Source organism: Variovorax sp. PEI5 (assembly GCF_056679935.1).
Genome location: NZ_JBWXPH010000002.1, coordinates 205,817 through 230,706, shown reverse-complemented (window position 1 = coordinate 230,706; position 24,890 = coordinate 205,817). Strand labels below are relative to the sequence as shown.

Genomic DNA, 24,890 nt, shown 5'->3' with positions numbered 1-24,890 from the left:
CCCTCCGTTCTGCACCGGCATCGCGCCGTGGCAAGAACCTGCCGCGCGGCTACTTCCACTCCGTCACACCTCCATAAGACCGCACCGTGGTCCGCCGGATCCTCCGATCCGCGCTGGACCCTCGCGTGTGGCATGCGTCGGCCTTCGTCCGGCGCCTTCCCTTGACACGCCTGCGCCAGCGGGATCGTCGACCCTCGGTCGTCGATCGCGCACCGCCATGTCCGACCGGCCGTCGAGCCGCCGGCGTGGCCCGGCCATCAGCCACCTCCGCGTGCGCTGCGGCCCTCACTTCCGAGCCGGACTTCCCCCCGGTCGCCGAACGCGGGCCCCGCGCCCGCCGTGATCCGACCCTGGCGACGAGTCCGCTCCACCTTTCTGGTCCCGTTCATGTGGAGCGACCATGACTTCTGCCCTCTTCCCGCCGGTCGCCGTGGCCCTGCTGGCCCTCTGCTTCCTGCTCGTCGCGCTGGCCAGCGCGGGCGCCGTCGCGCGCTGGAAGCCCGCGCTGGCCGGCGCCAGTCCGCCGCAGACCGCCTGGATCGACGGCCTGCGCGGCTTCGCCGCCACGCTGGTGCTCATGAACCACGTGCCGCTGGTGATCGCCAACCACCTCCAGCTGGGAACCACGGTCGATCCCGAGGCCGTGCGCCTGGCCAACTACCTGGGCGTCGTCGGCGTGCAACTGTTCTTCTGCATCACCGGCTATCTGTTCGCCGGCAAGATCCTGGGTTCGCGCAATGTCGACTGGACCGAGTTCTTCGTCCGCCGCATCCGGCGGCTGGTGCCGGCCTATGCCGTGGCGGCGCTGGCGACGCTGGCGGTGGCGGCCGTGGTGATCGATGCCGACTTCGCCGACCTCGGCGCGATGTTCCATGCCCTGCCGCACCTGATGTCCTTCGGCATCTTCGTGCTGCCGAGCGTGGACGGCTTCGATCTCGGCCGCCTGCTGGGCGTGAACTGGACCCTGGCGATCGAATGGCGCTTCTACGCCGTGCTGCCGCTGCTGTTCGCGCTGCGGCGCTTCGGCCACATGAACGCGCCGGTGTCGCTCGGGGTCTTCACCCTGCTGCTGGTGCCGATGCTGGGCGCGGGCATCTGGCTCTACTTCATCGTCGGCGCGGCGGCCACCTTGCTGCCCGCCATCGCCACGGCGCGCGTGCTGCGCGCGCCACTGGCGGTGCTGGCCGTCACCGTCGCCCTGTCGATGGCGCTGAACTGGGATGCGCTCGCCGGCCTCAAGGAGATGCAGGGACTGCACGTCGCGCTGCTGTTCCTCGCGCTGTGCCTGCTGCGCCCCCGCCTGCTGACCGGCCGCGCCATCAGCGCCCTGGGCACGGTGAGCTACAGCCTCTACCTGCTGCACATGACGGTGCTGTTCGTGCTCTTCGGGCTGTGCCACCACTTCCTGTTCGACGTCACGACGCTGCCGGTCCCGGCCTTCGCGCTGCTCGGCGGCGTCGGCGTCGCGCTGTCGGTGCTGCTGGCCGCGCTGTCGTACGACCAGGTCGAGCGCCGCTTCATCGGTGCGCGCGCGCCGGCGGCGAATGCGGCGCCCGCCGCCTTCGCCCACGCGCTCGGTGGCGGCCCGTGAACGCCATGCCGCCTTCCTTCCTCCGATCCCTCTCCCGCCCCGGGCGGACGGCGTCCGTCGTCCGTCAGCAGCCAGTCCCAGCGATGCAGCATCCGACCCACAACCATCTCCACGTCACCGATTCCGAGGGCCGGCTGCATGCCGTGCGGGTCGTGAGCGAGCGCCAGGTGACGCGCACGGCGCGTGGCGCCATCGTCCAGACCGGCGGCGACCGCTTCTTCCTGGAGGAGTCGCTCGAACCGCTGGTCCTCGATCCGGCGACGGCCAAGCTGCGCAGCGCGGACGGCCGACGGGAGTTCACGTTCAAGATCGGCTGATCGCAGGGGCCGCCGGGGTGTCGGCGTGGCGGGTGCCGCAGTGGCGCGCGCGGGGCGACCGCGCCAACTGCCACAATGAATCGTTCATGAACCACGAACCCGATTTCCTCGAGAACCTGCGCGCCGAACTGTCGGGCTGGCGCCGCTGGCTGGACCGGGCGATCGTGCTGGGCTACGCGGTGGCCGCCGGGCTGTTCGTGGTCGGCTTCACGATCGCGGCCGAGTGGGCCTTCGGCCTGTTCGAGCGGCTGCACCACGCCGCGCCCTGGGCGCCGCTGCTGTGGACCCCCGCCGTCACGGCGGCCATCGTCTGGGTCACGCGCCGCTGGTTCCCGGGCGCTGCCGGCTCGGGCATCCCGCAGGTCAAGGCCGCGCTCGATCCGACGCTGGGCGCCGGCCAGCGCGGCCTGTTCGCATCGCTGCGGCTGACCGTGGCGAAGATCGCGCTGGGCGTGGCGGGCTTCGCCGCCGGCCTGTCGATCGGTCGCGAGGGCCCGTCGGTGCAGGTGGCCGCCGGCGTCATGCAGCACGCGCGGCGCTGGCTGTCGCCGCGCAGCACCATCGATGCCCGCGCGCTGCTGATCGCCGGCGGCGCCGCCGGCATCGCGGCCGCCTTCAACGCCCCGCTGGCCGGCGTCGTCTTCGCCATCGAGGAACTCTCGGGCCGGCTGGAGGCGCGCGCCAGCGGCGTCATCATCACCGCCATCGTGCTGGCCGGCCTGGTCGCGGTCTCGGTGTTCGGCAACCTGAGCTACTTCGGCATCATCAGGGTGCCGCCACTCGGCTGGGCCCTGCTGGGCCCGGGCCTGGGCGTGGCGCTGGCCAGCGGCATCGCCGGCGGCCTGTTCGCGCGGCTGATGATCGCCTCGCTGACCGGCTCGCCGCAGCGGCTCAATCACTGGCGCGCGCGCTGGCCGGTGCGCTTCGCGGCGGTCGGCGGGCTGGTGGTGGCGCTGATCGGCGTGGTCACCGGCGGCATCACCTTCGGCGCCGGTTCCGAGTCGGTCAAGCAGATGCTCGCCGGCCACGACGAACTCACGCCGCTCTACACGCTGCTGAAGTTCATCGCCACCTGGCTGACTGCCTGGTGCGGCGTGCCGGGCGGCATCTTCGCGCCCTCGCTGTCGATCGGCGCGGGCATCGGCGACGGCATCGCGCAGCTGGCCAATCCCACGCTCGGCCCGGCGCTGATCGCCATGGGCATGGCCGGCTTCCTGGCGGCGGTGACGCAGGCGCCATTGACGGCCTTCATCATCGTGATGGAGATGGTCGACGGCCACTCGATGGTGCTCAGCCTGATGGCCAGCGCCATGCTCGCCAGCCTGGTCTCGCGCATGATCAGCCGGCCGCTCTACGAGACGCTGGCCGAGCACATGGTCGCGCGCGCCCTGGAAGCGCAGCCGCCCGCGCCGGCCGCCGGGGTCAAGACCACCACCGCCGGCACCGCGCTCGACACCGCCGCCGCCGATGCGCGCGTGCCGGTGACATCGCGCCCCTCCCACGCACCGAGCGCCGGCGCCGCCGACGCGCGTTCGCACTAGGCCCGCCACCATGCGCCACTGCCCCCGCCTGTCGCGCGCGCACCCGGTCGATTTCCGGGTGCGCGAGCTGCCGCGCGGCCACTTCCGCGCCGTGGCGCCGCCGTAGCGCCCGTGCCGCCGCCCCGCGTCCGGGGCTCCATCTCCTGCGCCGCCCGCCGCCGTTCCATCGGCCCCGGGGACACGCGCGTCCGGCGCGGCCCACGGCCGTGGTCGGCGCGCGCCATCGGCATCGTCGCGGCCCGGCCGTGGCGCTGCCCGCATTCATCGATTTCCCTTGATTCCTTCCATGTCCATTTCCTCCTTCCGCCGCGAGTGGCTGTCCAACGTGCGCGGCGACCTGCTCGCCGGCATCGTGGTCGCCCTGGCCCTGATCCCCGAGGCCATCGCCTTCTCCATCATCGCGGGCCTCGACCCCCAGGTCGGCCTCTATGCCTCCTTCTGCATCGCCGTCGTCATCGCCTTCACCGGCGGGCGGCCCGGCATGATCTCCGCCGCCACCGGCGCCATGGCCCTGGTCATGGTCACGCTGGTGAAGGACCACGGCCTGCAGTACCTGCTGGCCGCCACCCTGCTGACCGGCGTGCTGCAGATCGTCGCCGGCGCGTTGCGCCTGGGCGAGCTGATGCGCTTCGTCTCGCGCTCGGTGGTCACCGGCTTCGTCAACGCGCTGGCGATCCTGATCTTCCTGGCGCAACTGCCGGAGCTCACCGATGTCGGCTGGACCGTCTACGCGATGGTGGCGGCCGGCCTGGCCATCATCTATCTCTTCCCCTACCTGACCCGCGCCGTGCCCTCGCCGCTGGTGTGCATCGTGGTGCTGACGGCGCTGAGCATGGCGCTCGGGCTCGACATCCGCACCGTCGGCGACATGGGCCGCCTGCCCGACAGCCTGCCGGTGTTCATGCTGCCGGACGTGCCGCTGACATGGGAGACCCTGCGCATCATCTTCCCGTATGCCGCCACGCTGGCCGTCGTCGGCCTGCTGGAGTCGATGATGACCGCCTCGATCGTCGACGAGCTGACCGACACCGCCAGCGACAAGAGCCGCGAGTGCGCCGGCCAGGGCGTGGCCAACATCGCCGCCGGGCTGATCGGCGGCATGGCCGGCTGCGCCATGATCGGCCAGTCGGTCATCAACGTGAAGTCCGGCGGGCGCGGTCGCCTGTCGTGCCTGGCCGCTGGCGTCTTCCTGCTGTTCATGGTGCTGGTGCTCGGTCCCTGGGTGAAGCAGATCCCCATGGCGGCGCTGGTGGCGGTGATGATCATGGTGTCGATCGGCACCTTCAGCTGGGGTTCGCTGCGCAACCTGACGCGACATCCGCCGAGCTCCAGCCTGGTGATGCTGGCGACGGTGGCGGTGGTGGTCTCCACGCACGACCTGGCCAAGGGCGTGTTCGTCGGCGTGCTGCTCAGCGGCATCTTCTTCGCCCACAAGGTCGGCCGCTTCATGGCCGTGCGCTCGACGACGCAGGACGACGGCCGCACGCGCTGCTACGACGTCACCGGCCAGGTCTTCTTCGCCTCGTCGCAGTCCTTCACGATGGCATTCGACTTCAAGGAGGCGGTCGAGCGCGTGCGCATCGATGTGAGCCGGGCGCACTTCTGGGACATCACCGCCGTCGGCGCGCTCGATGCCGTGGTGCTGAAGTTCCGGCGCGAGGGCGTGGCGGTGGAGGTGATCGGCCTCAACGAGGCCAGCACCACGCTGGTCGACCGCTTCGGCCGGCACGACAAGCCCGGCGCCGACGAACACGTGATCGGAGGCCACTGACATGGACGAACCCGACATGCGCCACGTCCTCGCCTGCGTCGATGGCTCCAGCGCCACCGCCGCCGTCTGCGACTGGGCCGTCTGGGCGGCCGGCCGCCTGGGCGCGCCGCTCGAATTCCTGCACGTGGTGGATCACCACCCGGAACGCGCCCGCTCGGACGACCTCAGCGGCTCCCTGGGCCTGGAGGCCCAGCCGGCCTTGATGCATGAGCTCGCCTCGCTCGACGAGCAGCGCAGCCGCGTCGCACTGGAGCTCGGCCGCCGGCTGCTGGGGCAGGCCCGCGCGCGCGCCGCCGCCGCTGGCATCGACGGGGCCGGGACGCGGCAGCGCCACGGCCCGCTGGTCGAGGCCCTGCAGGAGCTCGAACCCGTCACCCGCCTGGCGGTCCTGGGCCCGCACCGGCGCGAACGCGCGCTGCCACGCATCCACCTCGACCACGAGGTCGAGAGCGTGGTGCGGGCATTGCGCGCGCCGGTGCTGGCGGCGAGCCGGCCGTTCGCGCCGCCCCGGAATTTCCTGGTGGCGTTCGACGGCAGCGACACCGGCCGGCGCATGGTGCGGGCGGTGGCGGCCAGCCCGCTGCTGCGCGGCCTCGATGCCCGCCTCGCCGTGGTCGGCCCGCGCACGGCGGCGAGCCTCGAGCAGGCCGACTGGGCCCACCGGATGCTGGAGGACGCCGGCTTCGCGTGCACGCTCGCCATGGTCGACGGCGCGCCCGAGGAGGTGCTGCGCGCGCAGGTCGAGGCGCATGCGATCGACCTGCTGGTGATGGGCGCCTATGGGCACTCGCGCATCCGCGAATTGATCCTGGGCAGCGTCACCACCACGCTGCTGCGCACCAGTCCGGCGCCGGTGCTGATCCTGCGATGACGGCGCCGCTCCCCACCGGCTACCGCAGCCTGGTCGCCCGGCACTGGCGCATCCTGTGCTTCGGCGGTGTGCTGATGGCGCTGTCGAGCGCCGGGCAGACCTTCTTCATCGCCCTGTCCGGCGCCCGCATCCGGCAGGACTTCCAGCTCTCCGATGGCGACTTCGGCACCGCCTATGCCGCCGCGACGATCGCCAGCGCCGCCACCATGGCCTGGGTCGGCCGGCTGGTCGACACGGTGAGCGTGCGGCGCTTCACGATGGCGGTCGGGCTGGTGCTGGCGGGCGCCTGCCTGCTGCTGGCGTGGAGTCCCAACCTGCCGGTGCTGGTGCTCAGCCTGTATCTGCTGCGCCTGGCCGGCCAGGGCCTGATGGCGCACACCGCCATGACCACCATCGCGCGCGCCCTGCCGGCCGATCGCGGCAAGGCCATCGGCCTGGCGGCGCTGGGTCTGGCCCTGGGCGAGGCGTTGTTCCCGATCGCAGCGGTCCGGGGCATCGGCGCGCTGGACTGGCGACCGGTCTGGCTGCTGTGCGCCGGCGCCGTGCTGCTGGGCCTGGCCCTGGCGCTGACGCTGGCGCGCCCGGGCTTCGGGCCGGCCCGCGCGATGGCCGCCGGCCAGCCACCGTCGGGCCCGGCCGAGAGCGCCCTGTGGCGCGATCCCGCCTTCCTGCGCCGCCTGCCGATCCTGCTGTGCTCGCCCTTCATCACCACGGCGATGTTCTTCCACCAGACCCGTCTGGCGCAGGAGAAGGGCTGGGCGCTGGGCTGGATCGCCAGCTGGTTCGTGGCCTACGCGGTGGCACGCGCCGGCTCGCTCGTGCTGGTCGGCCCGCTGCTCGACCGGCGCTCCGCCGCCGGCCTGCTGCCCTGGCTGGCGATGCCGCTGGGCCTGGCCATGGGCGTGATCGCGCTGGTGGGGTCGGATGTCGCGGTGCCGCTCTACATGCTGCTGTTCGGCCTCGGCGCCGCGGCCTCCGGCGTGCTGGGCACCGCGCTCTGGGCCGAGCTCTACGGCACCCATCGCCTGGGCCGGATCCGGGCCCTGACCGAGGGCGGCAACGTGCTCGCCAGCGGCCTGGCGCCGGCATTGACGGGCCTGCTGATCGACCGGGGCGTGTCGCTGTCGACCCAGGCGCTGGGGCTGGCGGCGGTCGTCGCGGTGGCCGGCCTGTGCGCCCGCGATCCTGCCAGGCTCCTGGCGCGACGCCGATCGCGCGGCTCCGGAGCCTGAATCGAACTACAGGAAATGGTGCCGAAGCACTACGCGCGGGCGTGCCGGTCCGCCCGTCGCCGGCCGCCTCGCACGGGCTAGGATGAATGCGTTCGCCGAGATGGCGCACCGGTGTCCGATCCGCGTTACGCGACCCGGCGGCCCGCTCCTCCCCGCTCCTCAACCCAACTCAAGGAAACCAGACATGTTCAACAAGACCGAAGGCACGATCCAGAACATCGCCGGCCGCGTGCAGGAAGCATTCGGCGCCGCCACCGGCGACACCGGCAGCCAGATCAAGGGCAAGGCCCGCCGTGCCGCCGGCGATGCGCAATATGGCTATGGCGAGATCGTCGAACAGCTGCGCGAATCGGCCGTCAAGAACCCGATCGGCACCGTGGCGATCGTCGCCGGCGTGTTCTTCGTCGTCGGCGCGATCTGGGCCAAGCGCTGAGGTCCACGGGTCGCGCGCATCGATGGCGCGACCCCTCCACCCCGCCCGCGCCACGCGGGTGGTGACGGATGCCGCCGTCCGGCATCGGCAACTCCGATCCCGCGTCCGCGGAACGATCGTCAGGGTTGGAAGATCCAGTTCTCCGCCCTCGTCAACGCCTTGACCAGGGGCGCCGCCGTGCTCGGATCGCTCTTGTACAGATCCAGATTCTGTCCCGGCGAGAAGCTGCGGAAGATCGCCTTCGTCCGCTCGTCCCAGATCCGCAGCGCCAACGACCAGTCCGGATACGCCCGGCGAGCGATGGCGCGCTCGTCCAGGATGGTCACGTCGCGATGCCGGTGGTCGTGCCGTATGTGTTCGAACAGCGACTTGACCGTCGACTCCTCACCTTCGAGATGCTCGATGTAGGTGCCATCGAGCAGGCACAGGACACCCGTGACACCCATCTCCGGATTGTGGGCGCGGGACCATTCCAGGATTTCCGATAGATCGTCGTCGGTGGGGACGCACGAGCGGCTGGCATAGATCAGGCGATAAAGCATGTGACTGGATGGAAGGTTCTATGGCGATCGCTGCTTCGACTCGGGCATCGATCGAGCGGGGGGACTCCAGTTGCGGTCGAAGCCCGTCGGTACATACGGGTGGAACGCATGCGTGGATTCTGCCAAACGGATGGAAATCAAGCGCACGGACGAGCCCGCCGTCGCCCATGCCCATGGCCGGGTCGTCGCCCCGGCACGACCTGGCCCGGCCCATCGCGTTGGACAGCCACGGACCCCGTCGATATACTTCCTCAAACTTTTAGACATCATGTCTATTTTGAGGAGACAACCTTGAAGCTCGTCATTCGGATCGCCTTGCTGGCGGCCGCCACGCTCGGCATCGGCGCCTCCGCGCTGGCCCAGGAGGTGCGCATCCCCAAGATCATCAAGATCGTGGTTCCGTTCTCGCCCGGTGGCAGCAACGACCTGTTCGCCCGCGCGCTGGGGCAGAAGCTCTCGGTTTCCCTCAACACCCCGGTCTTGGTGGACAACCGGCCCGGCGCCGGCGGGGCCATCGGCGCCATCGCGGTGGCGCAGGCCGAGCCCGATGGCGGCACGCTGCTGCTGACCTCGGTGAGCTTCGTCACCAATGCCGCGATCCAGGAGAAGCCGGCCTACGACCCGGTCAAGTCCTTCGCGCCGGTGGCGCTGCTCAATCGCGGGCCGATGCTGCTGATCGCGGGCAAGGAGACGCCCTACACCACCAGCGAGCAGGTCGTGCAGGCCATGCGCACCAACAAGAACATGAACTACGGCTCGGCCGGCGTCGGCTCGATCGGCCAGATGGCGACCGAGCTGCTGAACTCGATGGCGCGCGCCAACGCCACGCACGTGCCCTACAAGGGCATCTCCAACGCGGTCACCGACATGATGGGCGGCAACCTGCAGATGATGATCACCACGGCGGCCTCGGTGACCGGCCCGCTCAAGGCCGGCCAAGTGCGGCCGATCGCCGTCACCTCGCAGAAGCGCTCGCGCTTCATGCCCGAGCTGCCGGCCATCGCGGAGGTGGTGCCCGGCTTCGAGGTCGAATCCTGGTGGGGCGTCTATGCGCCGCCGAAGACCCCGCGTCCGCTGGTCGAACGGCTCAACGCCGAGATCCGCCGCATCGCCGATGGCGCCGAGATGCGCGAGCTGTTCGAGCGCGAATCGACCGAACCCGGCACGCTGGACGTGCCCCAGTTCGCGACCTATGTCGCCACCGAGACCGCCAAGTGGCGCAAGCTGGCGGCCGAGCGCGGCATCAAGTCCGAATGATCCCGAACGCGACCCCCGCCCCCCACGCCGCCCTGCCCGGCTGGCGCTCGATCCTGTATGTGCCGGTCAACGTGGCGCGCTTCGTCGAGAAGGCGCCGCGCGCCGGCGCCGACGCGATCCAGCTCGACCTCGAGGACAGCATCGCGCCGGAGGCCAAGGACGACGCACGCGCCCTGGTGCGCGACACCGCGCGCCGGCTCGCCGCGGCCGGCGCCCAGGTGCTGGTGCGCATCAACCGCCCGCTGGCGATGGCGGTGCGCGACATCGAGGCCGCCGTCGGCCCGGACGTGCGGGCGCTGTCGCTGACCAAGGTCGCCTCGCCCGACCACGTGCGGCTGCTGGCCGAGGTGGTGGACGAATGCGAGGCGCGCCAGGGCCTGCCATCGGGTCACACGCGACTGGTGGTGATGATCGAGACGCCGCAGGCCTTCGAGGCCATGCGCGAGATCGCCGGCGCCTCGCCGCGCATCGTCGGCATGAGCCTGGGCGCCGAGGACTTCGCACTGGAGTGCGGCTTCACGGTCGGCGAGGACACCCTGCTGCTGCCCAAGCAGATGATGGTCATCGCCGCCCGCGCCGCCGGCGTGATGCCGATCGGCTACCTGGGCACGGTGGTCGATTTCACCGACGAACAGGCCTTCGGCGACATGGTGCGGCGCTCGCGCAACTTCGGCTTCGATGCCGCCACCTGCATCCATCCGCGCCAGGTGCCGATCGTCAACCGCGCCTATGGCGTCTCGCCGGACGAGGCGGCGCGCGCGCGCCGCCTGGTCGACGAGGGCGCGCGGCAGTTGGCGGCCGGCCGGGGCGCCTTCCAGCTCGATGGGAAGATGGTCGACGCGCCGCTGGTGGAGCGCGCGAAGCGGGTGCTGGCGCGGCACGAGGCCTTCGGCGTGCCGGCCTGAGCATGGCCGGCCCGCGACGCCTCCGGTCGCGACGCCCCTAGTCGCGCCGACGCGCCGCGCGTGGCAGTTGCAGACCCTTGAGGCGGGCGAACGGCGGCGCGAACGGGGCCGGGTCGCCGCCGAGGTCGGAGGTCAGCCGGGCGCCGGCCGCCATCACGTGCGGCAGGCTGGCGGCGAAGGCCTCGGCATCGAAGCGGAAGCGTGGCAGGCCCAGCGAGATCGCGCACACCAGCTTCTGGTCGATGCCGAACACCGGGCAGGCGATCGCGGCGCTCTCGGCGTCGCGCTCGCCCTGCGAGACCGCGTAGTGCGCCGCGCGCACGGCATCGAACGCCTCGCCCGGCGCATCCGAGAACGCCAGCAGCACCCGTCCCGCCGCGCCCGTGGCCAGCGCGAAGGCATCGCCCTCGCGCACATGCATGCGCACGCTGCGCGGGTGCTCCAGCCGATGCACGCAGATGCGCTCGTCGCCCTCGCGCACATAGATGGCGGCGACCTCGCGCGTCGCGCCCACGAGCTCGCGCAGGATGGGCAGCGCGTAGTCGCCCAGGCGGAACGAGTTCTGGTAGACCGTGCCCAGCTGGAACGGCATGGGCCCCAGGCGATAGCGCCCATCGGCCATGCGCTTGACGAAGCGGAAGTGCTCGAGCGACTCGCACAGCCGCAACGCGGTGCTGTGATAGAGGCCGGTGGCCTCGCAGAGCTCGGCCAGGCTCATGCCGTCGACGCTGTCGCGGAAGGCGAGCAGCATCGACAGCGCCCGGTTGACGGAAGCGACGCCGGGATCTTCTTTGGCAGTTTGTTTCATGGTGATCGGGGGCGATGGTAAGTCATTGACATGCGGCGACCACGGCATAGAATCGCAAAATAGACATGATGTCTGTTTTAATAAGAACCGGATCGAGACATTGATGAGCGCCCTGCACCCCGTCGATTTCGCGCCCAGCCCCAGCGGTCCCCTGCAGGGCCTGCGGGTGATCGACCTGAGCCGCCTGGTGGCCGGCAACATGCTGACGTTGCAGCTGGCCGACTTCGGCGCCGACGTCGTCAAGATCGAGCCGCCGGCGGGCGATTCCCTGCGCAACTTCAAGACCGACGGCCTGGACATCTGGTGGAAGACCTACTGCCGCAACAAGCGCAGCGTCTGCCTCGACCTGCGCACGCCGCAGGCGCGGGACCTGGTGCGGCGGCTGGCCGCCGATGCCGACGTGCTGGTCGAGAGCTTCAAGCCCGGCGTGCTGGAGGCCATGGGCCTGGGCCCGGAGCCCCTGCTGGCGGCCAATCCGAGGCTCGTGATCGTGCGGCTGTCGGGCTGGGGCCAGACCGGACCGTATCGCCACAAGCCGGGCTTCGGCACGCTGGTGGAGGGCTACAGCGGCTTCGCCGCCATCAACGGCTTCGACGACCGCGCCCCGGTGCTGCCGCCGATCTTCCTGGGCGACATGACGGCCGGCCTGTATGGCGCCAGCGCCACCATGATGGCGCTGTGGAGCGTGCGCACCGGCGACGGCCGCGGCCAGGTCATCGACCTCTCGCTGTTCGAGCCGATGCTGTCGATCCTCGGGCCGCAGGTGGCCAACTTCCGCTTCACGGGCAAGCTCAAGCCGCGCACCGGCAGCCGCTCCAACACCACGGCGCCGCGCAATGCCTACCTCACCGCCGACCGGCACTGGGTCTGCCTGTCGACGGCATCGCCGGCGATGGCGGCGCGCCTGTTCACGGCCATCGGCCACCCCGCGATGATGGACGACCCGCGCTTCTCCACCAATGGCGCGCGACTGCAGAACATCGAGGAGGTCGATCGCATCGTCGGCGGCTTCGTCGCCGCGCGTTCGCTGGCCGAGAATCTCGAGTTCTTCGACCGCGAGGGCATCACCATCGGGCCGATCAACGACGCCAGCCAGCTGCTCGACGATGCCTATGTGGTGGAGCGCGAGGCCATCGTCGAGGTGCCCGACGACGAGCTGGGCAGCCTGCCGATGCACAACGTGCTGCCGCGCCTGTCGGCCACGCCGGGCAACCTCTACCAGAGCGCCCCGCGCTGCGGCCAGCACAACCACGCGATCCTGTCGACGCTGCTCGACGACGCCGCCTTCGCCGACCTGGTGCGGCGCGGCGTGATCGTCGAGGAGGCGCCCACGCCCACGTCCGGCGCCGCCGCCGCCGCCGCCACGGCTTCCGAATGAACCACAAGGAGCATCGAATGAGCAAACCGCAGCAACAACTGGGACGGGAGATCGTCGCGCCGGGTGCCTGGAAGGGCCCCGAGATCGACTGGAAGCGCGAAGGCCTGCACGAGCTGAGCGCCGCCGAGATCGCCGAGATCGACGCCGCGCTCGCGCACCTGAAGTCGCTGGGCGACCTGGACTTCCCGGAGATCACGCGCCGGAACTTCCCGCTCGACGCCGTCGGCCGCCTGATGGAGTCGCTGCCCGCGCGCCTGCGCGACGGCTGCGGCTTCCTGATGCTGCGCGGCCTGCCGCGCGAGCGCTACAGCGACGACGACATGGCGCGCGTGTACTTCGGCCTCGGCGCGTATGTCGGCACGACCATGACGCAGTCCTACCTCGGCGACCTGATCGGCCACGTGGTCAACGTCAGCGACTACGAGCCCCTGTCGCGCGGCTACCGCAAGGGCGGCGGCCAGCTGATGCACACCGACTCCTGCGACATCATCGGCCTGATGTGCCTGCGCACGGCGCTGTCGGGCGGCGAGAGCCGCATCACCAGCGCGCTGACGGTGCACAACTACATGGCGAGCCAGCACCCCGAGCTGCTCGACGTGCTGCGCGAGGGCCTGGACCTCAAGCGCACCGACGAGGACGGCCGCCACGCCACGCGCACCTACAGCGAGCACAAGGTGCCGTTCTTCGCCGAGCAGGATGGCGAGGTCGTCTGCTACCTGCCCACCGGCTATGCGCGACTGGCCGAGAAGAGCGGCCAGCGCCCCTACACCGAGCAGGAGTCGCAGGCGCTCTACCAGGTGCGCAAGGCGGCGGCGATGCCGGAGCACTATCTCGACATGGGCTTCCGCGATGGCGACATCCAGTTCCTGAACAACCGCATCATGGTCCACGGCCGCACCGACTACGAGGACGCCAAGGAACTGGCCGAGCGCCGGCACCTGCTGCGCATGTGGCTGCGCGTGGAGAGCTGGCCGAAGATGCCGCCGCGCCAGGTCTTCCACACCGACGAGGACATGCGCCTGTGGAGCCTGAACCGCCGCCGGCTGATGGAGCTGCCCTCCAAGCACGACCAGGACGTGCTCGCCGGCGTGACCAGCCGCATGGTCGACTGAGGACGGCCCCCGCGCCCGGCCGTCAGCGCGCCGGGTCCGTCGCGGCCGGCCGGCCCGCCGCCGCGCCCAGCGGGCCGATGGCGCCCTCTTCCAGGCCCCAGCGCCGCAGCACGGCCGCCGCGTCGGCCGCGCCGGTCGCGCGCGCCGTCAGCGGATCGGGCACGCTGCGGCTGAAGCGCGGCGCCGGCGCCGGCTGCACCACGCCATCCACCTCGGTGAAGGTGCCGCGCGCCACGTTGTGCGGATGCGCCGGCGCCTCGTCCCAGTCCAGCACCGGGGCGACGCAGGCATCGGTGCCCTCGAACAGGGCGCACCAGGCATCGCGCGTCCGGGTGCGGAAGATCGCCGCCAGCCGCTGCTTGAGTTCGGGCCAGCGCGCCGGGTCCATCTGGGCATCGAAGGCCGGGTCGCCGGCGATGCCGCACCGCTCGCGCAGCAGCGCGTAGAACTGCGGCTCGATGGCGCCGACCGCCACATGACGGCCATCGGCGCAGGCATAGGTGTCGTAGAAATGGGCGCCGCCATCGAGCAGGTTGGCGCCGCGCCGGTTGCTCCACTGCCCGGCCGACTTGAAGCCATACAGCATCGCCGACAGCAGGGCCGCGCCATCGGTCATGGCGGCATCGATCACCTGCCCACGCCCCGAGCGCTCCGTCTCGCGCAGCGCCGCCAGGATGCCGAAGGCCAGCAGCATGGCGCCACCGCCGAAGTCGCCGACGTAGTTGAGCGGCGGCACCGGCGCCTCGCCGGGCCGGCCGATGGCATGCAGCGCGCCGCTGAGGGCGATGTAGTTGATGTCATGGCCGGCCGCGTGCGCCAGCGGGCCGTGCTGGCCCCAGCCGGTCATGCGGCCGTAGACCAGCCGCGGATTGCGCGCGTGGCAGGCCTCCGGCCCCAGTCCCAGGCGCTCCATCACGCCGGGGCGGAAGCCCTCGATCAGCACCTCGGCGCGCGCGACCAGGTCGAGCACCGGCGCCGCCGCCGCGCCACCGGCGGCGCGCAGGTCGATGCGCAACGTCGCGCTGCGCCCGCGCGCCAGGATGTCGTGCGGATCGTCCGGCGTGCCGGGCCGCGCGATGCGGATCACCTCGGCGCCCATGTCGGCCAGCAGCATGGCGCAGAACGGCCCGGGGCCGATGCCCGCCATCTCGATCACCCGCAGCCCCGCCAGTGGTCCCGCCATCGTCGATCTCCTCGGTTGGACGACGATCTTGGCATGCCCCGCGACGGCGGCGCGGCCGGCCGAGTCGCGCACGGGTCTGTGGCGCTGGCGGCGCCGGCGGCGCTTCGCTAGATTCGGCCCATGACGCCCACACCCTTCCGGGCCCACGTGCCCGATGCCGCCATCGACGATCTGAAGATGCGCCTGGCGCTGACCCGCTTCCCCGACCAGCCCCCGGGCGCGCCCTGGGCCACCGGCACCGACCTGGCCTGGATGCGCGAGCTCGCCGAGCACTGGCGCACGCGCTTCGACTGGCGCGCGCAGGAGGCGCGCCTGAATGCCTTCCCGCAGTTCAAGGTGCCGCTCGCGGGCATCGAGCTGCACTACATCCACGCGCCCGGCGAGGGCCCCGCGCCCCTGCCGCTGCTGCTCTCGCATGGCTGGCCGGGCTCGGTGTTCGAGTTCCTCGCCCTGATCCCGCGCCTGACCCATCCGGAGCGCTTCGGCGGCGATCCGGCCGATGCCTTCACGGTGGTGGCGCCGAGCCTGCCGGGCTATGGCTTCTCCTTCGCGCCGGGACAGCCACGCCTGTCGGTCGAGCAGATGGCCGATGCCTTCGCGACCCTGATGGCGGACGTGCTGGGCTACCGGCGCTTCGCCACGCAGGGCGGCGACTGGGGCGCCTCGGTGTCGGCGCGGCTGGGCTTCGCGCATCCCCAACACACGATCGGCGTGCACCTGAACCTGCTGCCCCTGCGGCGCGACGCCAAGCCACGCCCCGATGCCTCCGAGGCCGACCGCAGGTACCTGGGCGAACTCCAGCACTGGTTGAGCGAGGAGACCGGCTACAGCACCCAGCAGGGCACCCGGCCGCAGACCCTGGCCTATGGCCTCACCGATTCGCCGGTCGGCCTGGCGGCCTGGATCGCGGAGAAGATGCGCGCCTGGTCGGACTGCGGCGGCGATGTCGAATCGGTCTTCGGCAAGGACGAGATCCTGGCCAACGTGTCGCTCTACTGGTTCACCGGCGCGATCGGCTCGTCGTTCTGGCCCTACTACGCGCGCCACCACGGCCCGTGGCCGATCCCGGATGGCGCGACCGTCGACGTGCCGATGGGGTATTGCGAATTCCCGACCGAGATCGTGCGGCCGCCGCGTTCGCTGGCCGAGCGCACCTTCACCGACATCCGCCGCTGGAGCGTGATGCCGCACGGCGGGCACTTCGCGGCGATGGAGCAGCCGGCGGCCCTGGCCGAGGAGATCCGGGCCTTCTACCGGCCACTGCGCGGCACCTGAGCGACGGCCGGGTGCCTGGGGGCGGCCGCAAGGCCGCAGGAGATCGAGGGCCAAACGGCTTGCGGTCTACTGGATCCTTATGACTGAACCCCTGCGCGGCATCGGCGACCACGGCATCATCGGCGACATGGAGACGGCCGCGCTGGTGGCCGGCGACGCCACGCTCGACTACCTCTGCTGGCCGTCGCTCGACAGTCCGTCGATCTTCGCCGACCTGCTCTCGCCGGGCGATGGCGGCGCCTTCTCGATCACGCCGGCGCTGGTCGCGCCGCGCATGCTGCAGCTCTACCTGCCCGAGACCAACGTGCTGATGACGCGCTGGATGGCCGAGGAATGCAGCGCCGAGGTCATCGACCTGATGCCCTACCCGGACCTGCGCGACCACTTCCGCCTCAATGCGCGCAGCCTGATCCGCCAGATCCGCGTCACCCGGGGCACGATCGACTTCACGGTCGCCTGCACGCCGCGCTTCGACTATGCGCGCGAGGTGCCGGCCGTCGAGGCCGTCGAAGGCGGCGTGCGCTTCGCCGGGCGCGCGCTGGCGGTCCGGCTGCAGGCCTCGGTGCCGCTGGAGGCCACCGGCGGCGCCGCGCTGGCGCGCTTCACCCTGCGGCCCGGCGAGCAGGCCTGGTTCGTGCTGGGCGAGGACCACCTCGCACCGCCGGACGATGCCACGGTGGCGGCCAACATCACGGCCACGGTGGAGGCCTGGCGCCACTGGCTGGGCCACAGCCACTACCGGGGCCGCTGGCGCGAGCAGGTCATGCGCTCGGCGCTGGCGTTGAAGCTGCTGACCTCGGCGCGCCATGGCTCGATCGCGGCGGCGGCCACCTTCTCGCTGCCGGAGGCCATCGGCGCCGGCCGCAACTGGGACTATCGCGCGGCCTGGATCCGCGATGCCTCCTTCACCGTCTATGCCTTCATGCGACTGGGCTTCGTCGAGGAGGCGGAGAAGTTCCACGCCTGGGTCAGCGGACGCATCAACGAGGCCTGCGACGCCCGGCCGCTGCGCATCATGTATGCGCTCGACGGCTCGCCGACGCCGGACGAGCAGGAGCTGCCGCATCTCGCGGGCCATGCCGGCAGCCGGCCGGTGCGCATCGGCAACGCCGCCCACGAGCAGGACCAGCTCGACATCTTCGGCGAGCTGATGGACAGCGTCTATCTCTCCAACAAGTACGGCCACGCCATCAGCCGCCAGGGCTGGGCCCACGTGCGCGACCTGATCACGCATGTCATGGCGCACTGGCGCGACGCCGACGCCGGCATCTGGGAGGTGCGCTCCGAACCGCGCGAGTTCCTGCATTCGCGCGTGATGTGCTGGGTCGCGCTCGATCGCGCCATCCGGCTGGCGACCCAACGCTCGCTGCCGGCGCCGATCGCCGAGTGGGCCGCCTGCCGCGATGCCATCACGGAGGACGTCTGGGCCCACTTCCGCCATCCCGAGCATGGTTACTTCGTGCAGGCGCGCGGCGGCACCGAACTCGACGGGTCGCTGCTGCTGATGCCCTTGGTGCGCTTCGTCTCCGCCACCGATCCGGTCTGGCTGCGCACGCTGGACGCCATCGGCGAGGAGCTGTGCGACGACGGTCTGGTCTATCGCTATCGCAACGACGACGGCCTGGAGGGCACGGAGGGCGCCTTCACCACCTGCACCTTCTGGTACGCCGAATGCCTGGCGCGCGCCGGCCGCATGGACGAGGCGCAACTGCAGCTGGAGAAGGGCATCCGCTATGGCAGTCCGCTCGGCCTCTTCGCCGAGGAGCTCGACGCGCGCGGCCTGCAGCTGGGCAACTTCCCGCAGGCGCTGACGCACCTGGCGTTCATCAGCGCGGCCTACTTCATCGATCGCAGGCTCGATCCGGGCAAGCGCTCGCTCTGGCAGCCCTGAGTGCCAGTGCCGCCTCAGGCGCGCTGCAGGTGCGGGTGGCGGGCGAACAGTTCCGCCGCCCAGTCGACGAAGGCCCGCACCTTGGCGCTGAGGTGCCGGTTGGGTGGATAGACCACATACACCGGCAGCGGGTCGCGGCTCCACTCGGGCAGCACCTGCACCAGCGCCCCGGTCGCCCGGTGCGGCTCGGCGATGAAGGTCAGCATCTGCGAGAGCCCCAGCCCGGCGAGCACGGCGCTGGTGTGGGCCGTGACCTCGTTGACGGCGATCCGGTAGGGCATCGTCAGCTCGATGCGCTCGCCATCGCGGTTGAATTCCTGCGCGTACACGCGGCGCCCGCCGGGCGTGAACTGGTTGACCAGGCGATGGCCCTTGCGCTCGATGTCCTGGGGATGCAGCGGCACGCCATGGCGCCGCAGATAGGCCGGCGCGGCCACGGTGACGAAGGGCAGGTGGCCGATGCGCCGCGCCACCAGCGACTGGTCGGTGACCTCGCCGAAGCGGATCACGCAATCGACGTTGTCGGCCACCAGGTCGACCACCCGGTCGCCGACGCCGATGTCGAGCTGGATGTCGGGATAGCGCTCGTAGAAGCTGGCCAGCGCCGGGATCAGCAGCAGGCTGGCGGTGGCCGAGCCGACGTCGATGCGCAGCCGGCCCTGCGGCGTCGACTGGGCGTTGGTCATGCTGGCGTCGAGATCGTCGAGGTCGACCAGCAGGCGCGAGGCGCGCTCGTAGTAGGCGGCGCCATCGGCCGTCACGGTGACGCGGCGGGTGGTGCGGTTGAGCAGCTTGACGCGCACGCGCGCCTCCAGCGCCTGGATCTGCTTGGTGACCGTGCCCTTGGGCAGGGCCAGCGAATCGGCCGCTCGCGTGAAGCTGCCGGATTCGACGACGCGGGCGAAGATCCGCATGGCCTGGATCTGATCCATAGGTGGTTGCTTTGCGCTCTCTGTGGGTGCGTGCGGCCCTCCGCAGCATGGGGTAATTCTCGCCCCGCGCTGTGGTGCAATTGTGAGCGGCATGGAAACAGTGCAGTGCCGGCGCACGCGTCGGCATGGCCTTCCGGGCCCCTACAGTCGACTCCCACGCCCCATCCACTCCGCCCTCACCCGAAGCCCCTCATGTCCACCCGCCCCACGCCCCCCGCCGACGCCACGTCGCCGACCGCGCTGCTGCCCGGCGAGCACGACATCGTGATCGAGCTGGCCGGCCGCGAGCCGGTCCCGGCGCGGACCTACGGGGCGCGCGCCGGCCGCGTCGCGGCGGGCACCCCGGCGCGGCCGCTGGTGCTGCACTTCCATGGCGGCAACTTCGCCTGCGGCGATCTCGACGATGGCCGCTGCGTGGCGCGCCTGCTGGTCGAGGCCGGCGCGGCGGTGGTGTCGATGGCCTATCCGCTGGCGCCGCTGCATCCATTCCCCGATGCGATCGAGGTCGGCTACGAGGCCCTGGTCTGGCTCTACCGGCAGCGCGCCAAACTGGCCGGCAGGGGCGCGCCGGTCTACCTGGCCGGCGAGGAGGCCGGCGGCAACCTGGCGGCCTCGCTGGCACTGATCGCCCGCGACCGCGCGCACCCGCCACTGGCCGGGCAGCTGCTGCTGTCGCCGATGCTCGACCCCTGCGTCGGCACGGCATCGATGCGCGAGGCCACCACCGACGATGCCGAGGCCAGCGGCTGCAAGTACTTCCAGGGCTGGAAGGACTACCTCCAGCGCCCGCGCGATGCCGAGCATCCCTATGCCGTGCCCGGCGGCGCCCGTCGCCTGGCCGACCTGGCGCCGACGCTGGTGCTGGCCGGCCAGGACGATCCGATGCGCGACGAGGCCCTGGCCTATGCGAAGCGGCTGCACGACGCCGGCATCCCGGTGTCCAGCCAGGTGCTGGCCAGCGCCCAGGGCTGGCCGGAGGCCCTGGCCGATCCGGCGACCGCCGACTCCGCCTGTCCCTGCTCGGCGTCGGTACTGCGCCAGTTCCGCCTGTTCTTCGAGCAGACCCGACCGGCTCCCGCGCCCAAGCCGCCGCACTAGCGCCGCCCCGACGGCGAGCCACGGCCCGCCCTCCCCGCCACCCCCGTGATCACCGGGCGCCGCCCGCTCAGGCGGCTCCGGTCCGGGCCGCCGCATGGCCGGCCCGGACCCCGCCGCCGCCACCGACCGCCATCCGCCACCCGCACGCCGCGCTCCGTCGCCGGCGCGCCGGGGGCCGCCTTCGCCCCGACAACAGCCAACGAGGAGTTTCATCATGTCCCACCATCCTTCCAACCAACGACTGTCGTCCCTGGCCCGCCGCGGCCTGTGGCCGACCCTGACCCTGCTGACCGCCGTCGCCGCCTTCGCCGCCGCGCTGTTCGGACTGCGCAGCGCCGATGCCGGCGAGCCCGCCGCCGCCGCGCCGCCGGCACCGACGGTCTCGGTCGCCACGGTCGCGCAGACCGAGGTCACGGCCTGGGACGAGTTCTCCGGCCGGCTCGAGGCGGTGGAGCGGGTCGACGTGCGCTCGCGCGTCGCCGGGGCGCTGCAGGCGGTGCACTTCCAGGAAGGCTCGCTGGTGAAGAAGGGCGACCTGCTGATCACCATCGATCCGGCGCCCTACGCGGCCGAGGTCGAGCGCGCCGAGGCGCAGGTCGCGTCGGCCCTGGCCCGGGCCTCGTTCAGCCGCAGCGAGCAGGAACGCTCGCGCCGCCTGTGGGAGGAGAAGGCCATCGCACAGCGCGAATTCGACGAGCGCGCCAATGCCGCCCGCGAGGCCGAGGCCAGCCTCGCCGCCGCGCAGGCCGCCCTGCGCACGGCCCGGCTCGGCCTGGGCTACACCCAGGTCCGCGCTCCGGTCGCGGGCCGCGTCGGCCGGCTGGAGGTGACGGTCGGCAACCTGGTGTCGGCCGGCCCGGGCTCGCCGGTCCTGACGACGCTGGTGTCGGTCAGCCCGATCTACGCCAGCTTCGACGCCGACGAGCAGACCGTCGGCCGGGCCCTGAAGGACGTCGCCGGCGCCGCCGGCATCCGCGCCGGCCTGGCGCGCATCCCGGTGCGCATGGGCACGGCGGCCACCGAGGGCACGCCATTCGAGGGCCGGCTACAGCTGATCGACAACCAGGTCGATGCTCGCAGCGGCACGGTGCGCGTGCGCGCCGCCTTCGACAACACCGACGGCACCCTGATCCCCGGCCAGTTCGCCCGCATCCGCATGGGCCAGGCGCATGCCAGCCGGGTGGTGCTGGTGAGCGAGCGCGCCATCGGCACCGACCAGAGCCGCAAGTTCGTGCTGGTCGTCGGCGCCGGCGACAAGGCCGAGTACCGCGAGGTCACGCTCGGCGCGCCGGCCCACGGATTGCGCGTGGTCAGCGCCGGGCTGAAGGCCGGCGAGCGCGTGATCGTCAACGGCCTGCAGCACGTGCGCCCGGGCACCGTGGTCGCGCCGCAGGCGGTGCCGATGGATGCCCAGGCCACGCCCGCGGCCGCGCCGGCCCGGCTGGCCGCCAACACCTGAGCCCCGGCCCCCCCTCCCGCCATCGAGTCCTTCCCATGAACCTCTCCAGATTCTTCATCGACCGGCCGATCTTCGCCGGCGTGCTGTCGGTGCTGATGCTCATCGCCGGCCTGGTCGCGCTGCGCGGCCTGCCGATCTCCGAATATCCGGAAGTCGCGCCACCCTCGGTGGTGGTGCGCGCCCAGTACCCGGGCGCCAACCCCAAGGTCATCGCCGAGACCGTCGCCACGCCGATCGAGGAACAGATCAACGGCGTCGAGGGCATGCTCTACATGGGCAGCCAGGCCACCACCGATGGCGTCATGACGCTGACCGTGACCTTCAAGCTGGGCACCGATCCCGACAAGGCCCAGCAGCTGGTGCAGAACCGCGTCTCGCAGGCCGAGCCGCGCCTGCCCGAGGAGGTGCGCCGGCTCGGCATCACCACCGTCAAGAGCGCGCCCGACCTGACGATGGTGGTGCACATGGTCTCGCCCAACGGGCGCTACGACATCAACTACCTGCGCAACTACGCCGTGCTCAACGTCAAGGACCGCCTCGCGCGCATCGGCGGCGTCGGCCAGGTGCAGATCTTCGGCGGCGGCGACTACGCGATGCGGGTCTGGCTCGATCCGCAGAAGGTGGCGCAGCGCGGCCTCTCGGCCAGCGACGTGGTGGCGGCCATCCGCGGCCAGAACATCCAGGCCGCCGCCGGCGTGGTCGGCGCCTCGCCCGGGCTCTCGGGCGTCGACATGCAGCTGTCGATCAACGCGCAGGGCCGGTTGCAGAGCGAGGAGGAGTTCGGCGACATCATCGTCAAGACCGGCAGCCCCGGCGGCGAGGGCGCCGCCACCCAGGTCACGCGGCTGCGCGACATCGGCCGCCTGGAGATGGGCGCGGCCGACTATTCGCTGCGCTCGCTGCTCAACAACGACGCCGCCGTCGGCATGGGCGTGTTCCAGTCGCCCGGCTCCAACGCCCTGGACATCTCGCGCGACGTGCGCGCCACCATGGACGAGCTGGCCCGCGGCATGCCCGAGGGCGTCGAATACCGCATCGCCTACGACCCGACGCAGTTCGTGCGGGCCTCGATCGAATCGGTCATCCACACCCTGCTGGAGGCCATCGCGCTGGTGGTGCTGGTGGTGATCCTGTTCCTGCAGACCTGGCGCGCCTCGATCATCCCGCTGCTGGCGGTGCCGGTGTCGGTGGTGGGCACCTTCGCGGTGCTGCACCTGCTGGGCTTCTCGATCAACGCGCTGTCGCTTTTCGGGCTGGTGCTGGCGATCGGCATCGTGGTGGACGATGCCATCGTGGTGGTGGAGAACGTCGAGCGCAACATCGAGTCCGGCCTGGCGCCGCGCGAGGCCACCTACAAGGCGATGCGCGAGGTCTCCGGCCCGATCGTCGCCATCGCCCTGGTGCTGGTCGCGGTGTTCGTGCCGCTGGCCTTCATCAGCGGCCTGACCGGCCAGTTCTATCGCCAGTTCGCCGTCACCATCGCGATCTCGACGGTGATCTCGGCGATCAACTCGCTGACGCTGTCGCCGGCGCTGGCGGCGCTGCTGCTGCGCGGCCACGACCAGCCGCGCGATGCCTTGACGCGCGGCATGGACCGTGTCCTGGGCGGCCTGTTCCGCGCCTTCAACCGGCTGTTCCATCGCGGCTCGGAGGCCTACGGACGCGGCGTCGGCGGCGTGATCTCGCGCAAGACGCTGATGCTGGTGGTCTACCTGGCGCTGGTCGGCGCGACCTTCGGACTCTTCAAGGTGGTGCCCGGCGGCTTCGTGCCGGCCCAGGACAAGCAGTACCTGATCGGCTTCGCGCAGCTGCCCGATGGCGCCACGCTCGACCGCACCGAGGACGTGATCCACCGCATGGGCGAGCTGGTCAAGAAGAACCCCGACGTCGAGGACGCGATCGCGTTTCCCGGCCTGTCGATCAACGGTTTCACCAACAGCTCCAACTCGGGCGTGGTGTTCGTCACGCTCAAGCCATTCGAGCAGCGGCGCCGCAAGGACCAGAGCGGCGGCGCCATCGCCGGCCAGCTCAACCAGGCCTTCGCCGGCATCCAGGATGCCTTCATCGTCATGTTCCCGCCGCCGCCGGTGGCCGGGCTGGGCACCACCGGCGGCTTCAAGCTGCAGCTGGAGGACCGGGCCTCGCTCGGCTACGAGGCCATGGACGCGGCGGTCAAGGCCTTCATGGACAAGGCGCGGCTGGCGCCCGAGCTGGCCGGCCTGTTCACCAGCTGGCAGGTCAACGTGCCGCAGCTCTATGCCGACATCGACCGCACCAAGGCGCGCCAGCTGGGCGTGCCGGTGACCGACATCTTCGACACCCTGCAGATCTACCTCGGCAGCCTGTACGCGAACGACTTCAACAAGTTCGGCCGCACATACTCGGTGCGGGTCCAGGCCGATGCGCCCTATCGCGCCCGCGCCGAGGACGTCGGCCTGCTCAAGGTGCGCTCCACCACCGGCGAGATGGTGCCGCTGTCGGCGCTGATGAAGGTCGGCGCGAGCTTCGGCCCCGAGCGCGCCATGCGCTACAACGGCTATCTCGCGGCCGATGTGAATGGCGGGCCGGCGCCCGGCGTGTCCTCGGGCCAGGCGCAGGCGGTGATCCAGCGCATCGCCGCCGAGACCCTGCCCCAGGGCATCGGCTACGAATGGACCGAACTGACCTACCAGGAGATCCTGGCCGGCAATTCCGCCTTCCTGGTGTTCCCGCTGGCGATCCTGCTGGTGTTCCTGGTGCTGGCGGCCCAGTACGAGAGCCTGACCCTGCCGCTGTCGATCATCCTGATCGTGCCGATGGGCCTGCTCGCGGCCATGACCGGGGTCTGGATCTCGGGCGGCGACAACAACGTCTTCACGCAGATCGGATTGATCGTGCTGGTCGGGCTGAGCGCCAAGAACGCCATCCTGATCGTCGAGTTCGCCCGCGAGCTGGAGTTCGCCGGCCGCACGCCCGTGCAGGCCGCCATCGAGGCCAGCCGGCTGCGCCTGCGGCCGATCCTGATGACCTCGCTGGCCTTCGTCATGGGCGTGCTGCCGCTGGTGCTGTCCACCGGCGCCGGCGCCGAGATGCGCAGCGCCATGGGCGTGGCGGTGTTCTCCGGCATGCTGGGGGTGACCGCCTTCGGCCTGTTCCTGACGCCGGTGTTCTATGTCGCGCTGCGCCGCCTGGCCGGCAACCGGCCGCTGCTGCAGCATGGCCAGCCCCCCACGCACGCCGAGGCCTTCGCGCCGCCGGGCGACCTGGCGCGGGTCCCCGCGCCCCACGGCCACCCCACCACCCAGGGAGTCTGAA

Annotated in this window: 20 protein-coding genes; 16 read left to right on the top strand and 4 right to left on the bottom strand. The window is 71.5% G+C overall.

The window, feature by feature from the left end; translation table 11 throughout:
- Window positions 1–400 precede the first annotated feature (400 nt).
- The 7 genes from AC1MLT_RS17550 (at window position 401) to AC1MLT_RS17520 (ending at window position 7,756) form a co-directional block, all read left to right on the top strand.
- A complete protein-coding gene (locus AC1MLT_RS17550) occupies window positions 401–1,591 on the top strand; it encodes an acyltransferase family protein (RefSeq protein WP_481035353.1) in 1,191 nt (396 codons plus the stop codon).
- Window positions 1,592–1,674: 83 nt separating this feature from the next.
- A complete protein-coding gene (locus AC1MLT_RS17545; protein WP_481035352.1) occupies window positions 1,675–1,908 on the top strand; it encodes a hypothetical protein in 234 nt (77 codons plus the stop codon).
- A gap of 86 nt (window positions 1,909–1,994) precedes the next feature.
- Window positions 1,995–3,449 carry a chloride channel protein gene (locus AC1MLT_RS17540; RefSeq protein ID WP_481035351.1) on the top strand — a complete coding sequence of 485 codons (1,455 nt, stop codon included), beginning with the start codon at window positions 1,995–1,997 and terminating at the stop codon, window positions 3,447–3,449.
- A gap of 286 nt (window positions 3,450–3,735) precedes the next feature.
- Window positions 3,736–5,220, top strand: coding sequence for a SulP family inorganic anion transporter (locus tag AC1MLT_RS17535; protein WP_481035350.1), 1,485 nt, complete (start codon window positions 3,736–3,738; stop codon window positions 5,218–5,220).
- 1 nt (window position 5,221) lies between these two features.
- Window positions 5,222–6,091 (top strand): universal stress protein, encoded by an 870-nt coding sequence (locus tag AC1MLT_RS17530; RefSeq protein ID WP_481035349.1) that lies wholly within the window; start codon window positions 5,222–5,224, stop codon window positions 6,089–6,091.
- Window positions 6,088–7,323 carry an MFS transporter gene (locus AC1MLT_RS17525; protein ID WP_481035348.1) on the top strand — a complete coding sequence of 412 codons (1,236 nt, stop codon included), beginning with the start codon at window positions 6,088–6,090 and terminating at the stop codon, window positions 7,321–7,323. Before AC1MLT_RS17530 ends, AC1MLT_RS17525 begins: the two co-directional genes overlap by 4 nt.
- 184 nt (window positions 7,324–7,507) lie before the next feature.
- Window positions 7,508–7,756 (top strand): CsbD family protein, encoded by a 249-nt coding sequence (locus AC1MLT_RS17520; RefSeq protein ID WP_481035347.1) that lies wholly within the window; start codon window positions 7,508–7,510, stop codon window positions 7,754–7,756.
- Window positions 7,757–7,875: 119 nt separating this feature from the next.
- On the opposite strand, the gene AC1MLT_RS17515 is transcribed toward AC1MLT_RS17520, so the two are convergent.
- Window positions 7,876–8,298 (bottom strand): BLUF domain-containing protein, encoded by a 423-nt coding sequence (locus tag AC1MLT_RS17515; RefSeq protein ID WP_481035346.1) that lies wholly within the window; start codon window positions 8,296–8,298, stop codon window positions 7,876–7,878.
- Window positions 8,299–8,589: 291 nt separating this feature from the next.
- Between AC1MLT_RS17515 and AC1MLT_RS17510 the strand changes: the two genes are divergently transcribed.
- On the top strand, window positions 8,590–9,555 hold the full coding sequence (locus tag AC1MLT_RS17510) for a tripartite tricarboxylate transporter substrate-binding protein (protein ID WP_481035345.1): 966 nt from the start codon (window positions 8,590–8,592) through the stop codon (window positions 9,553–9,555).
- On the top strand, window positions 9,552–10,460 hold the full coding sequence (locus AC1MLT_RS17505; protein WP_481035344.1) for an HpcH/HpaI aldolase/citrate lyase family protein: 909 nt from the start codon (window positions 9,552–9,554) through the stop codon (window positions 10,458–10,460). The genes AC1MLT_RS17510 and AC1MLT_RS17505 overlap by 4 nt, the downstream gene beginning before the upstream one ends.
- 37 nt (window positions 10,461–10,497) lie before the next feature.
- Here the strand turns inward: AC1MLT_RS17505 and AC1MLT_RS17500 are convergent, their stop codons facing one another.
- On the bottom strand, window positions 10,498–11,268 hold the full coding sequence (locus AC1MLT_RS17500) for an IclR family transcriptional regulator (protein ID WP_481035343.1): 771 nt from the start codon (window positions 11,266–11,268) through the stop codon (window positions 10,498–10,500).
- A gap of 103 nt (window positions 11,269–11,371) precedes the next feature.
- Here AC1MLT_RS17500 and AC1MLT_RS17495 point away from each other — a divergent pair, with 103 nt between their 5' ends.
- Window positions 11,372–12,646 (top strand): CaiB/BaiF CoA transferase family protein, encoded by a 1,275-nt coding sequence (locus AC1MLT_RS17495; RefSeq protein WP_481035341.1) that lies wholly within the window; start codon window positions 11,372–11,374, stop codon window positions 12,644–12,646.
- A gap of 17 nt (window positions 12,647–12,663) precedes the next feature.
- Window positions 12,664–13,758, top strand: a complete 1,095-nt coding sequence (locus AC1MLT_RS17490) for a TauD/TfdA family dioxygenase (RefSeq protein ID WP_481035340.1) — start codon at window positions 12,664–12,666, stop codon at window positions 13,756–13,758.
- A 22-nt stretch (window positions 13,759–13,780) separates the two neighbouring features.
- Here the strand turns inward: AC1MLT_RS17490 and AC1MLT_RS17485 are convergent, their stop codons facing one another.
- Window positions 13,781–14,941, bottom strand: coding sequence for a CaiB/BaiF CoA transferase family protein (locus AC1MLT_RS17485; protein ID WP_481035338.1), 1,161 nt, complete (start codon window positions 14,939–14,941; stop codon window positions 13,781–13,783).
- A 120-nt stretch (window positions 14,942–15,061) separates the two neighbouring features.
- On the opposite strand from AC1MLT_RS17485, the gene AC1MLT_RS17480 reads away from it, so the two are divergent.
- Both AC1MLT_RS17480 and AC1MLT_RS17475 read left to right on the top strand, forming a co-directional pair.
- Window positions 15,062–16,216 (top strand): epoxide hydrolase family protein, encoded by a 1,155-nt coding sequence (locus tag AC1MLT_RS17480; RefSeq protein WP_481035337.1) that lies wholly within the window; start codon window positions 15,062–15,064, stop codon window positions 16,214–16,216.
- Window positions 16,217–16,295: 79 nt separating this feature from the next.
- Window positions 16,296–18,107, top strand: coding sequence for a glycoside hydrolase family 15 protein (locus AC1MLT_RS17475; protein ID WP_481035335.1), 1,812 nt, complete (start codon window positions 16,296–16,298; stop codon window positions 18,105–18,107).
- Window positions 18,108–18,121: 14 nt separating this feature from the next.
- On the opposite strand, the gene AC1MLT_RS17470 is transcribed toward AC1MLT_RS17475, so the two are convergent.
- On the bottom strand, window positions 18,122–19,039 hold the full coding sequence (locus AC1MLT_RS17470; protein WP_481035334.1) for a LysR family transcriptional regulator: 918 nt from the start codon (window positions 19,037–19,039) through the stop codon (window positions 18,122–18,124).
- A gap of 192 nt (window positions 19,040–19,231) precedes the next feature.
- Here AC1MLT_RS17470 and AC1MLT_RS17465 point away from each other — a divergent pair, with 192 nt between their 5' ends.
- The 3 genes from AC1MLT_RS17465 to AC1MLT_RS17455 all read left to right on the top strand — a co-directional run bounded on the left by AC1MLT_RS17465 (window position 19,232) and on the right by AC1MLT_RS17455 (window position 24,889).
- Complete coding sequence (locus tag AC1MLT_RS17465) at window positions 19,232–20,137, top strand: alpha/beta hydrolase (RefSeq protein WP_481035333.1); 906 nt, start codon at window positions 19,232–19,234, stop codon at window positions 20,135–20,137.
- A gap of 214 nt (window positions 20,138–20,351) precedes the next feature.
- Window positions 20,352–21,596, top strand: a complete 1,245-nt coding sequence (locus tag AC1MLT_RS17460) for an efflux RND transporter periplasmic adaptor subunit (RefSeq protein WP_481035332.1) — start codon at window positions 20,352–20,354, stop codon at window positions 21,594–21,596.
- 35 nt (window positions 21,597–21,631) lie between these two features.
- Window positions 21,632–24,889 (top strand): efflux RND transporter permease subunit, encoded by a 3,258-nt coding sequence (locus AC1MLT_RS17455; RefSeq protein WP_481035331.1) that lies wholly within the window; start codon window positions 21,632–21,634, stop codon window positions 24,887–24,889.
- Window position 24,890: the final 1 nt, after the last annotated feature.

Coding starts and splice junctions, on each gene's coding strand:
- AC1MLT_RS17550 (WP_481035353.1), top strand. CDS start 401: ATGACTTCTGCCCTCTTCCCGCCGGTCGCCGTGGCCCTGCTGGCCCTC.
- AC1MLT_RS17545 (WP_481035352.1), top strand. CDS start 1,675: ATGCAGCATCCGACCCACAACCATCTCCACGTCACCGATTCCGAGGGC.
- AC1MLT_RS17540 (WP_481035351.1), top strand. CDS start 1,995: ATGAACCACGAACCCGATTTCCTCGAGAACCTGCGCGCCGAACTGTCG.
- AC1MLT_RS17535 (WP_481035350.1), top strand. CDS start 3,736: ATGTCCATTTCCTCCTTCCGCCGCGAGTGGCTGTCCAACGTGCGCGGC.
- AC1MLT_RS17530 (WP_481035349.1), top strand. CDS start 5,222: ATGGACGAACCCGACATGCGCCACGTCCTCGCCTGCGTCGATGGCTCC.
- AC1MLT_RS17525 (WP_481035348.1), top strand. CDS start 6,088: ATGACGGCGCCGCTCCCCACCGGCTACCGCAGCCTGGTCGCCCGGCAC.
- AC1MLT_RS17520 (WP_481035347.1), top strand. CDS start 7,508: ATGTTCAACAAGACCGAAGGCACGATCCAGAACATCGCCGGCCGCGTG.
- AC1MLT_RS17515 (WP_481035346.1), bottom strand. CDS start 8,298: ATGCTTTATCGCCTGATCTATGCCAGCCGCTCGTGCGTCCCCACCGAC.
- AC1MLT_RS17505 (WP_481035344.1), top strand. CDS start 9,552: ATGATCCCGAACGCGACCCCCGCCCCCCACGCCGCCCTGCCCGGCTGG.
- AC1MLT_RS17500 (WP_481035343.1), bottom strand. CDS start 11,268: ATGAAACAAACTGCCAAAGAAGATCCCGGCGTCGCTTCCGTCAACCGG.
- AC1MLT_RS17495 (WP_481035341.1), top strand. CDS start 11,372: ATGAGCGCCCTGCACCCCGTCGATTTCGCGCCCAGCCCCAGCGGTCCC.
- AC1MLT_RS17490 (WP_481035340.1), top strand. CDS start 12,664: ATGAGCAAACCGCAGCAACAACTGGGACGGGAGATCGTCGCGCCGGGT.
- AC1MLT_RS17485 (WP_481035338.1), bottom strand. CDS start 14,941: ATGGCGGGACCACTGGCGGGGCTGCGGGTGATCGAGATGGCGGGCATC.
- AC1MLT_RS17480 (WP_481035337.1), top strand. CDS start 15,062: ATGACGCCCACACCCTTCCGGGCCCACGTGCCCGATGCCGCCATCGAC.
- AC1MLT_RS17475 (WP_481035335.1), top strand. CDS start 16,296: ATGACTGAACCCCTGCGCGGCATCGGCGACCACGGCATCATCGGCGAC.
- AC1MLT_RS17470 (WP_481035334.1), bottom strand. CDS start 19,039: ATGGATCAGATCCAGGCCATGCGGATCTTCGCCCGCGTCGTCGAATCC.
- AC1MLT_RS17465 (WP_481035333.1), top strand. CDS start 19,232: ATGTCCACCCGCCCCACGCCCCCCGCCGACGCCACGTCGCCGACCGCG.
- AC1MLT_RS17460 (WP_481035332.1), top strand. CDS start 20,352: ATGTCCCACCATCCTTCCAACCAACGACTGTCGTCCCTGGCCCGCCGC.
- AC1MLT_RS17455 (WP_481035331.1), top strand. CDS start 21,632: ATGAACCTCTCCAGATTCTTCATCGACCGGCCGATCTTCGCCGGCGTG.